Raw genomic sequence first — 11320 nt, 5'->3', positions numbered from 1 at the left:
AATCCCTATCGGGTTTTCTTTTCCGTTGTGACGTATTGGTAGAGTTCTGTCATCGTTTCACTCCAAAATTTCAATCCCTATCGGGTTTTCTTTTCCGTTGTGACTCTCTGAACGGAAAATCAACCTCATCAATCGCATCAATTTCAATCCCTATCGGGTTTTCTTTTCCGTTGTGACTTGCAAGAGTTGTGAACGACTCTTCCTATTCAGCCATGATTTCAATCCCTATCGGGTTTTCTTTTCCGTTGTGACGTCGTAATGGTCGGTTTGCGATATACCAGCCGTATGAATTTCAATCCCTATCGGGTTTTCTTTTCCGTTGTGACCTGAAAAGTAGTTCTGGTCGGTGTTGAGATACTCGAATTTCAATCCCTATCGGGTTTTCTTTTCCGTTGTGACGAGACTGTGTTCAGCGCCGCATGAAACCCGGCATAAATTTCAATCCCTATCGGGTTTTCTTTTCCGTTGTGACCGTTTTGACAGGGTATGACTACGCATGGTATTTGTATTTCAATCCCTATCGGGTTTTCTTTTCCGTTGTGACGACACCCAAATGCTGGGGTTTTTGCGGTTCCAAAATATTTCAATCCCTATCGGGTTTTCTTTTCCGTTGTGACTTTGGATTCGGTCCAGGTGCTGCCAATCTGGTTTGATTTCAATCCCTATCGGGTTTTCTTTTCCGTTGTGACGTTCCTGACCACCATCCTCGGACCCATCAGGATCATAATTTCAATCCCTATCGGGTTTTCTTTTCCGTTGTGACCCAATAAGCCCGAATATGTCTCCTATGGCACCTGCATTTCAATCCCTATCGGGTTTTCTTTTCCGTTGTGACCAGTTTGTCAACTCTCGCAGAACTCAGGGCACTCAAATTTCAATCCCTATCGGGTTTTCTTTTCCGTTGTGACCCTCAGATCCAGACTTCTCGGAGCATACAATGAGGATTTCAATCCCTATCGGGTTTTCTTTTCCGTTGTGACCGCCACAATATTTGTCTGTTTTTATCATATAACTCCTTATCGTTCTGGAAAAAAGAGGAGTTGATCATGGATCATTATCATCCCATCACCTTATATCCTGTCATGAAAAGAAAGAGATCATATCACAACCTGCATCTTATCAGGAGATACTTCTCCTAACTCTGTAATCTTTCCCTGACATCGTTCACATAAATCGTATATCCTGACTCTGTCAGTATCTTCAATAAGATCGGCAATACTATGAAAAAGCTCAACCTTGTGGACCGGATTTATCTCAAGCTCAAACACACTATACTGTTTCCATGCTCCATACTTCTCTAAAAGGCGAAATAACTTATTTCTAATCTTATCCTTCCTGATATCATAGGTAATAACCAACCGAACCATGCAATCACCTGGCATAAATAAACGGGTAATACCCTTTCAGCTCACCACAAATTGCTTTTCGGAAAATAATTGCCTGAATTTGAATAGCCTTCTTTCTTGAGACAGAATACTTAAAACGAGGATGCTTTAATGACTCCTCCATGAAATCATGATAAAACCCCAGATATTTCTTAAAAGCCGTATCATTCAGACGCGACCCTTGGGTAAAGTCATCCTTTGTAATCATCCGTTTATTAATCAGCCGTGCAACAAACGCATCGCAAAAAACCGGTCTGAACTCTTCAAGAAGATCAAGTGCTAATGCTGGCTTTCCATGCCGGTCAACATGCATAACCCCTATAAAAGGATCAAGATTGTACTGACGAAGAGCACTGATAACCTCAGTATTCACCATCGTATACGTAAGAGAGAGCAGAGCATTCAGTTCATCACGGGGAGGCCTTCTTGTCCGTTTATCAGATCTCCACTCATCGGGAAGGCTCGAAGAGAGCATCGGAAAATAGATACTTGCAGCCTCTCCTTCAATCCCCCGAAGAGAATCAACAGAAACCGCATGGAGGGATCTGTCCCGTAATTCTTTCAGCAAAGAAGGAACTTCAACCCTCTTCCTTGCAAGAAAAACACATGAATTCTGTAATTTGGCATGAATAATCTCACGACAGATAGCAAGAGACTTCTCTTTTGTAATCCCTGCCTGATGTCTCCTCACGAGAGCAATGGTATTCCTGGAAGGGACAAATGAACCGAAATACTTGCCAAAATTGGTAAAATAATTGATCACAACTTCTTTGTCAGAACAGTGCTTAAGAAGAGGAGTAGATACACTGGCAGAACCAAAAACATTCATTGTGCACACTTTTTCCAAAGGAAATGAGGCCACAATCTCTCCATCAGAATCCTTAACCTGAATCCTTCCTCCATCCAGAGATATCTTCCCATAGGGGGTAGTTATATAAATTGTATCATCTTCCAAAAGCCCTTCAGGAGGTTTGGGTTCTCGTTTTGATTCAGAAGCATTCTCTATATGGACCTCATTCTCAATATTCATCTTCCCCTCCTTCAAGAACATGAGATTCATACGGCAGACAATAGAGTTGTACACTACATTTAGTACATTTTTTCGGATTATCAATAAACCCAGGGATTGAATCAGGGGTCATTGACCTGATATCCTCAATGACACTGATAGTCTTCTGTTTTATTGAATCAGTCAGAGCAATCTCGGCCCTCCGGTTCGTACCAAATAAATACAAAATCCCGGTATCAACAGGTTTCCCAAGATACTCCTCAAGAAGCAGCCCATATGCACATAACTGGATAACATCATTCTCAAAATACCTGTCCCCGCGCTTTCGTTCAATAGGTTTCATCCCATCAGACTCATCGATGAGATCAATTTTACCATGCAATCCAAGACGCTCAGAACTGAGATAGAGTTCAAATACATAACCTCCTCTCCTCCCCTGTCTCTGATGCTTTCTCCTCCCATCAACAAGGAACTCATTAACTCCTTGCGTCTGGTAAAACTGCAGGTAAAAAAGCCTCCTCGGGCAGTATAAAAATTGGTTGATATCAGACACATTGATCATGTCATCAATCCACCGGGCCATAAGTACCATGCATTCTCCTTTCAGGATTCAATCAAACCTGGCATTTACAATCTTTGCACGTGCATACGAGACCCGTTCTGCATCTTTATAATTCACCACTTTATACTCAAATATCTCACCAGGACCAAGATTTGAGACATGATCCGAGGAGGTAGCAATAACCGGTCCATTCTCGCTTTCATAGAACGACACCTGAACAGACCCATAGGCCAGATTTGCTTTTGCCGTATTCTGAATCGTTCCCCGTGCTACATTATGCTTGACATAATCACCTTCATCGCGAAGAGAATCCATTTTCAGAATGAGGTAATCGTCTGGATTCAACGTCGGAGTCGGGGTCGGTTTTGCTCTGGATGAGAGATGCAATGACCGAAGTTCGGGGATAGTCATAGAACTGCCTAAAACGGTCTCATATGTTCGAAGCCCGATCACTTCTCCATACATATCAACGAGATCAGACTCCCTCACCCGGCCTTGAGAACCATCGTAATTTACCCAGTAAACACCGTCGGTATACAGTCCGAAATATGTTGGAATAGTCGCCACCCGAAGAACATACCCCTCACCATCAGACTGTGCCTGTATGACCTGACCGGTTATGTGAATGACCTTACCCCTGTACTGCTCTATTCCGCGAAAGACCGAATCATATCCTGGACTGATAGCAACAGATCGGATCTCCTGCAATGACATCCCATCATACCGGTTTCCTGTCGGTACATCAGTACATCCACACAGAGCAATAGCTGCAATGAGAATGAAAACCCAGATTAAAATAATACCTTTACTCATTTCAATCACCACACGCTGAAGCGTTTTCTGCAGTATCCCGGCAAACCAAAGCCTGGATGAAGGTTAAATCAATTCCTAATGGGTTTTCTAAAAAATTACAGAATTGAAGGGAGAAATCTCTCATAAGAAAGACTCTCCGCTACAGCACAGTCTGCTATGAATGCATCCTGACCAATTGCAAGACTCCCATCTTTATATGGGATTAAAGAGGCGTAATCACCCAATTCATAGTATTTTCTAGATTGATACGCTGACAGATCAAGATACCGGCAGAAGACTCCTTTTACCATGAGTTCCCGCTCAATAAGCGAAAGACCCGGAATCGGTCTCTTGTCATCATCCTTTACCACAGGAAACAGACCCCTCTCCTTGCAAGGGATACGTCTCTCCTCAGGAAGACAGATCTGATCTAACACCTTTCCTTCCAATCTGACAGAACGGGGCTTTGTACGCATACCCGTGACATAGGCAAATCCAATGGTCCCGGTCTCATAATTCTTAATTGAGGACCGGAGATCTTCAGGCACTTTTTTCACAAACGCCTCACATCTGAGAAATTCAATCTCGGTCCACCGGAGCAGAAAGAAGAGATCATACTGCTGAATCTTTCCGGAGGGCTCATAATAGATCACAACCGAAAAGCCCCCTCCTCGAAACGGGCTCAGTTCGGCCATAATATCCAGAACTGAATCCTTTGCCTTATCAAGAGGAATGAGAAACGGGGAGATGGAGCGAGGATCCAGAGAAATATCAGAAAAATAATGCTGGTACATCCGATTGGCAGATTCAACCAGGTATTCTTCACGGGTTTTCGTAGTCATACCGCCGGTTTTAGAGAGAAAACCCTTCTTCTCCCGACACTGAATAATATCTGAAGCCAGGTAACCATAGGCCCGGTGACAGATATACTCCCATGCCTCCAAAAATCCCCATCTCCACCGAAAACTCGTGTAGACCCGTGAATCCCGCATCGTCCGTTCCAGTCCATCCTTGAGTTGACTCCTCGAAATCGATTCATATTGAGAGAAATATGAACAGACAGACTCTGGAGCAAAGCAGATAGCCCGATACAAAATTTCAGGGTCAGGGTTTCGAAGTCTTCCAAACCGCTGAAGAAATTCGCTCACAGAGAAGGCAGAGAAGATAAGGTGCTGAATTGAATAATCACCTTTAAAATCAATCCCTACTTCAACCGCTTTATTTCCTACGAGAATATCAAATGGTTCATCCATTGAGTCCTTTCTAAACCCGCTCTGCTCACAGACCCGGTAGGACGTGTTGGTCCGTAAAAACTCACTGACAACAGCAACCTCGATAGCACTGTCAAAGATAATTCCAGTGCGAACACCGGATAAAAACGGCTCAAATTCAGAGAAGCGAGAGAGAAATATCTCCCCTGACGAGAACTTCTTAGCCGGGAGAAAGAACATCTCAACCGGAGGAAGAATAAGCCGCTGATCAACCACCTTCTCATCACAAAATTCATCTGCAATGATAAGATCCCCACCAATCACGTCCCTGATCTTCTCTATCATTCCCTCTGATGGAGTAGCAGAGAGGAAGACAAATTTCCGAATAGAGCAATGCTCTGACGAGATCAGATCATCAAAGAGGAAGAGGAGGAAATCAGTCTGTTTCAGATCATAGAGATGAAATTCATCAAAGATCACGGAACTGACACAGGTCCTGACCGCACTCTCAACATAGGGATCAATAAACACATTCTTTAACGCAAGGACAAAGATATCCGGATTGGTTACAATAATACCCCCACCCTGTGCAGACATCCTCTGAAGAATGTGCGTAATCACCTCACCTTTCGATACTCTGACCGGATACTCATACCGTAAGGTCGCTAACCGTTCAGAATCCAAAAACTCAACCTGACGGGAAGGAGCGAGGATATCACGTAAGGATGAAATTGTCTTGTACTGATCCAGAGCAAGAGCATTTGTCGGATATAATGCAAAAACAACGCCTTTATCCCCCCCGGTGAGTGCCGGGACAACCCACGATTCAGTCTTTCCTGCACCGGTTGGAGCCGTAATAAACAGAAAAAAGTTGTCCTTCTCTTTCATGACCGCACGAGTCGTAATTTGGTGACCATACGGGAGAAATGGTTCCCGCAGTGGCTCTGCATCATACCTCGGAATGGATAACCCTTCAATTATCATGAACGAATCCTTTGTAAAAACCTGATAGAAGCTGGAAAAACAACATCTTCCTTCTTCTCTTTTCCCCCTCTCTGTATCTGAATGTATTCTCCCTCAAAACCACCCCGTTCAATCACATCAAATGGCTGCATTCGTTTAAACGAAATATCACGAGAGGGAATCTGAGTCAGATCATCAACCAGTACCGGATGATTCAGTATATATGACCCCTTTTTTCTCGTGACAGGACATTCTGACCAGATAACAGAGGCTTTACTCCGCTTCTTACCAAGTCTGATATATGCCGGAAGATCAGGTTCATTCCCATCAAAGGAGAGGACAAAGAAGACAAATTTTCCACCAGGAAGGATCTGTTTCCGCACCCCATATTTCCCGGTTGGAGAATTCATCTGCTTTTCATAGGTGTTGTATTGAATATACTCATCACTTCTCGCATTGGTAATCTCACTCGCAAATCTGATGTTGTTTACTGGTTTTGCAGGAGAAACATAGAGATTTGAGTAAAAAGATGTCGTATCTTCAACATAGGTAGGATTTTGTTTTGCAGAACCTTTCTTTACTGGAACATTCACATATCTGCCACTACAGTACCCGAGAGCATAATACAGAGCAGTATTCAGTATAAGGGGTCTGGTTGTATAGTTATTCCCCGGTTCAAGAGAGGCGAAGAAGAGTTCGCTCATCATCTCAAGAACCCCTTCAAACGCTCTGACTGAAGACTGGTTGTTCATACGCCACTCCGGACCCGTTATTGATCCGCAAGGAAATCAGATATTTTATCAATCTGAGTGATCAGAATTTCTTTTATGACTGCATCATCCTTCATTGCGTCAAGAAGATCAGCCACCTCTGACTCTCCAAGTTCAATCCCGGCTATCCTATGCATCTTCAATAGGTATTGATACGCTTCCAGAGCACTCTTTTTCACATCATGAAGGGGCAGACTGTCAAGTTCTAAGACCCTCTTTAACGATTCTGAATCAGGCAGATGTACTTCATCACCTCCGGCAAGTCGTAATGCGATACCCCGTGAAATTTCAAGACTTGAAGGGCCTTCACGATTTGAGGCAAAAACCCCAAGAATATGGTTTCTCGTCTTACCAAACCGTGTCCCGGTCGCACCATACCGGGTATTTCTGTCGGTAATGTTGAGGAAGAACAAGACCTCTTCACAGGTTACATCACGTAATGTGACCACACAGGGAAATAACGTCCCTTCCTTAAAGAAATCAGGTTCACGGATCCCTGATGTTGCTTTCTTTGCATAATCATCACCCGGAGCATTCTGAAAGAACTCTTCTACTACTGAATTAATACCTCGAATGGTATAGGCTTCATCATACATGACCCGAGATGTGACACTCATCTCCCCTTCTGATGCAGCACTCCCAAACAGTGCACATTCAGGGCATTTCTGACACATCTTCGTCACTTCCATCGAGCACCCACTCCAACCACCTTTCTTGTAAAAGGAGTTCATCTTTTCAGCGATCAGATCCCGTTGTAATGCTTTTGCTATCCGCCTGTCACTCGCAACCTGTTTTCTCCCAAAAAGTTTACCGACGGTTACTTCCTCATCTCCAATCCGAATGATGGATGAGTTTGCTTCAGTTCCATCGGTTGTGAACCGTGCAGCACTCTGCAGCTCGCGAAGGATAAGAATACTGACATAATTCTGTTTTGGTTTTCTCTCCGGCTTTTCCAGAGTATAGGGTTTAATACTCTCATAAAATGACTGGATTGCTTTATCTGCCATAATTAGTTCTCCTGTTCTGATGTCACATCTTGTTCTGATTCGGATGTCTCTCTTCGTGATTCATAGTACTCTTCCCTTAGCTGCAGAGTGGCTGAATAGAATCCATCAGCAAGATCATTTGCAGCACGCTTTAGTTTTCCAGGGTCGCCTGAAGCTAACTGATAGAAGATATGATCCACGAAATACTCTGCATATGATACAACCAGACTAAAGTTATATAGTCCCTGAGTTCGTGAGAACTGATCATCTCCAGCACGCTTTATCATTTTTAATAGTCTCCCACTTACTGCGTCCACATAATCCTCACGGGGATACTGAGATCCCCTCTTTCCAAGAATTGCTTTAACAGATTCCCGAAATAGTTTCTCCACTTTATGGGGTTCATAATTCCTGGGAATCGCTACACTAAGCCCAAGACGGGCAAGTTCATGAATTGATGCTACTGCCATAGGGTCTTCTCCAAAGGTGTCAAGTTTCACGGCCTGGAAAATAAAGCCAGGATACTCTGATCTGATAATCTCTCCATCCACTTTTCGCCAGCCTCTGGCGCTATTAACAAAACCACCCATACCACCTTTCTTTTTATCCTGCTCGTATACCCGCCTGATCTGTTTCAATAACGTACTCCCTGGGAACGGATGATTTCGGAATGTCTGTAAAAATCGGACAAAAGCTGCATCATCCATTCGAATCTCATATCCCATAGAGATGATCAGGGATGCTGTCAAGAGTGTCTTTTTAAGATCTGACAATCTGATTCTGTCTGAAAAAATTCTTTTAATTGCTACATGAGGGGCCTCCAGCAGAACAAACTCTGAGAACTCATCACCACTGGTCATACAGATCGGGTTTTCACCGGCTATAACCCTGCAACCGGTAACATACGCCAGAATTAATGCAAGATACGACGCAAAAAACCAATACTCTCCATCTCCATTTCTTTTTTTGTTAAAAACAAAATCAAACGTGGAATTCTGATAAGAAAAGCCGAGCCCTGCATATTGACAGATGTTTTTCCTGCCGGTTTCAGCAATTAAAAGCCCGACTATTGAATCCTCGGAAGGTAGGCCCTCTCTTAAAAATTCCCTGGCTAAATCAAGTATTCTCGTTCCAGAATCGCCATCAAAATAATTTGCAAACTGACTAAAGATACTGGCTGTTGTATGACTGAAATGATAATCAGGAATAAGTCTGAAGTATATTTTATCAGAACCTTTCCGAATTCCATGACCGATGGATCGAAGTCCCAGTTCAATCTGGACAGGAACTGATACATATAGACTCGGCTCACTTGAACCGATGGGAACCCGGTTTGAGAAACTGTATTTGAGCATACTCACATCCATTGAGGTCGTCTTCCGTTCTTTATCATAAGGTGTATCATTGGTCAGACGACAGATGCCACTCCCCTTACAATATGCCTGAAACTTATTGGTTTTATTCTCGAACGAGCCATAGAGCATCGATCCATTGATACTCAGATTCTCACAGAGCCATACCAGAAGTTTTTCTTTGTAGGGATAGAGGATAGCAGACTCAAACTTTTCCAGCTTCTCTTGAGAAATAGTAGAAAGATACTCATCAACCAGGGCATTCAGATAAGAAATCTTCTCTTGAATTGATGCAATCTGTGAGAACGCTATCCCGTTAACCTCCCGGTCAAGCAGATCACGTGCAATAGCATACGAATAATTCCAAAAACCCCCTACAGAATGGTGATCCTGACCCCGATGCTCCAATGCATACGTAACCATCTTTTGAGTAAGGTCTTCATTGATCTGAAACAACCTGCACGTCTCAAGCAGTGGATCATCGGTCGGAAGAGAGCCGGATTTGATTAGTTCTGTTATTATATCTTTTCTTATTCCTGATACTGCTCGTGCAAGAGGGATGATTGACTCATCCCAACCGATGTCAACACCAAAATCGGAAAGGATGTGAGAACGATATCCTACCATACTTGGCATGAGCCCGATTCCAGTAATGGTAATCAGCCCAAAAACCTCTTCTTCTCCAACAAAGACAGAATCCGGCACGAGAGTATACTTCTTTGCTTTTCTCTCTTCACCATGGCAGATAATCCTGACATCTGATACAGGGATGACATTTCCGTTAACTGATATACTTTTGATGAAGTGAGCTGGGACATCAATCACTTCAGCAGGAGGATACTGCATCTCAAGATCTGATTTATTGAGAGTCAGAGAAGGAGTAGAAGTATCTATCTCAAAATTTCCGGAATTATCCTTTTCACTAGTCATCACTGCAGCAGCGAGAAATGCTTTTATGACGGTGTGAATACCTGAATAAAAGAAAAAAGACTCTTCAACTGAAAAAAGACCTTTTGAACCTTGTACCTGGATATATTTCTGAAGCGTCTCCGCTCTTGACAGTGATTCATGAGAGGACTGGATCTTTTTCTTAAGTTCCTGATAGATCTCTTCAATCTGACCTGATTTAGTAAATTCAAGACTACAATTTTTATCCCCCAGGTAGATTACTCCCTTTTCAAAAAACAACAGTGGGAAGAGTGCATATTGTTTTGCCCACTCTGACACTGCAGCATGTACAAGGTTGGAAAGCAGGCCAATTGATTCAGAAAATGTATGATAATAAAAGGTCTTTCCCGCATCTATAAAGGCTATATGTTTCTTCATTCCCTCTGTAACAACTGGCATTTCAAGACTTGCAAAAATATCCGCAAGCAAAACCCACGTTTTATATTGTATAAATGATTGTGACAGATCACCATGAAATCCCTGCGTCGGGTGTGTTGCAACAGCAACGGAGAGAAAATCGTTTGGCGTAAGTGCTGGAGCAAAAATATCAGCCTGAATGGCATGTGCAAAACTCATCACCTCATCTTCATCCAGATCAAACTGCTCTCTCCAGTCTTTTCCGATCGTTTTATGAAGATCATGAATGGAAAAGAGGGCGATTACCTCCCGCAATTTTAAGACAGGGAGATAATGTGAAGAACCACTTTGAAGAAGCGTTTTGTTCAGTTCAATGAGTGCCTGAATTCCATTCCGGACATGATTTATCATTGGCTGGTCGGTCTTGCCGAATTCAACACTCTTTGCCGGCATATAAGCATATTTTGAAGTTCGAAGCGGATGGTCGATCGTCTTAAAATATTCATACAGGAGCAGATCATAATCATCCTGAATATCTCCATGATCGTCGTGCCCTTCCCCAAACAACATGTCATGGGAAAATACCGATGTAATTTTTTTAGTTCTCATAGGATTCCTCTACTACAGATACGGTTACCTGACCACATCCCCGTGATACACTTGATCCAACACCACAATATTCTGCAAAATAGGCAAGAATAAGAGAGGCGTTTTGAATTGCTGCGGGAGCATCACTGGTGAAACTATAGTGGCATGTTCCGGTAAATCCTTGTTTAAAAATAGGACGGTGATGCTGTTTTTTTGTATCATATATGGTATTCGTTAAGACAGAGTGAGTCCTGTATGTCTGGGGATGAGGAGATTCCAGGAGGTATCTCCCAAAGTCATCGCGATTTAGAGAGAGACGCAATTCTTCAGGACAAACCTGATTATATTTTGAGAGGATGGAAAAAAATACAGCAATACGATTTGGAAACATCTCGGT

Annotated in this window: 9 protein-coding genes and 1 CRISPR repeat array; all 9 genes read right to left on the bottom strand. The window is 42.9% G+C overall.

Annotated elements, in window-relative coordinates; translation table 11 throughout:
- Position 1: 1 nt before the first annotated feature.
- Positions 2-980: direct repeats of the CRISPR family, unit length 31 nt; unit sequence ATCCCTATCGGGTTTTCTTTTCCGTTGTGAC.
- 117 nt (positions 981-1097) lie between these two features.
- Positions 1098-1367, bottom strand: a complete 270-nt coding sequence (gene cas2 / locus LDL35_RS05790) for a CRISPR-associated endonuclease Cas2 (RefSeq protein ID WP_304020344.1) — start codon at positions 1365-1367, stop codon at positions 1098-1100.
- A 4-nt stretch (positions 1368-1371) separates the two neighbouring features.
- Complete coding sequence (gene cas1d, locus LDL35_RS05785) at positions 1372-2415, bottom strand: type I-D CRISPR-associated endonuclease Cas1d (RefSeq protein WP_011448839.1); 1044 nt, start codon at positions 2413-2415, stop codon at positions 1372-1374.
- A complete protein-coding gene (gene cas4 / locus LDL35_RS05780) occupies positions 2405-2986 on the bottom strand; it encodes a CRISPR-associated protein Cas4 (protein WP_304020341.1) in 582 nt (193 codons plus the stop codon). Before cas4 ends, cas1d begins: the two co-directional genes overlap by 11 nt.
- Positions 2987-3004: 18 nt before the next feature.
- A complete protein-coding gene (locus LDL35_RS05775; protein WP_304020339.1) occupies positions 3005-3769 on the bottom strand; it encodes an FxLYD domain-containing protein in 765 nt (254 codons plus the stop codon).
- Positions 3770-3864: 95 nt separating this feature from the next.
- Positions 3865-5943: a type I-D CRISPR-associated helicase Cas3' gene (gene cas3 / locus LDL35_RS05770; protein ID WP_304020338.1), complete on the bottom strand. Its 2079-nt coding sequence runs from the start codon at positions 5941-5943 to the stop codon at positions 3865-3867.
- Entirely contained in the window at positions 5940-6674 is a 735-nt protein-coding gene (gene cas5d, locus LDL35_RS05765; RefSeq protein WP_304020335.1) for a type I-D CRISPR-associated protein Cas5/Csc1, read from the bottom strand. Before cas5d ends, cas3 begins: the two co-directional genes overlap by 4 nt.
- Positions 6675-6691: 17 nt before the next feature.
- Positions 6692-7699: a type I-D CRISPR-associated protein Cas7/Csc2 gene (cas7d, locus tag LDL35_RS05760; RefSeq protein ID WP_304020333.1), complete on the bottom strand. Its 1008-nt coding sequence runs from the start codon at positions 7697-7699 to the stop codon at positions 6692-6694.
- Between the two features lie 2 nt (positions 7700-7701).
- Positions 7702-10944 carry a type I-D CRISPR-associated protein Cas10d/Csc3 gene (gene cas10d, locus LDL35_RS05755; protein ID WP_304020331.1) on the bottom strand — a complete coding sequence of 1081 codons (3243 nt, stop codon included), beginning with the start codon at positions 10942-10944 and terminating at the stop codon, positions 7702-7704.
- The coding region (gene cas6, locus LDL35_RS05750) for a CRISPR system precrRNA processing endoribonuclease RAMP protein Cas6 (protein ID WP_304020330.1) at positions 10934-11320 on the bottom strand (387 nt) is incomplete at its 5' end. The genes cas6 and cas10d, both read right to left, overlap by 11 nt.

It is taken from the genome of Methanospirillum hungatei, assembly GCF_020216685.1.
Lineage (GTDB): Archaea > Halobacteriota > Methanomicrobia > Methanomicrobiales > Methanospirillaceae > Methanospirillum > Methanospirillum hungatei_B.
This window is presented reverse-complemented; position numbering and strand designations above follow the sequence as displayed.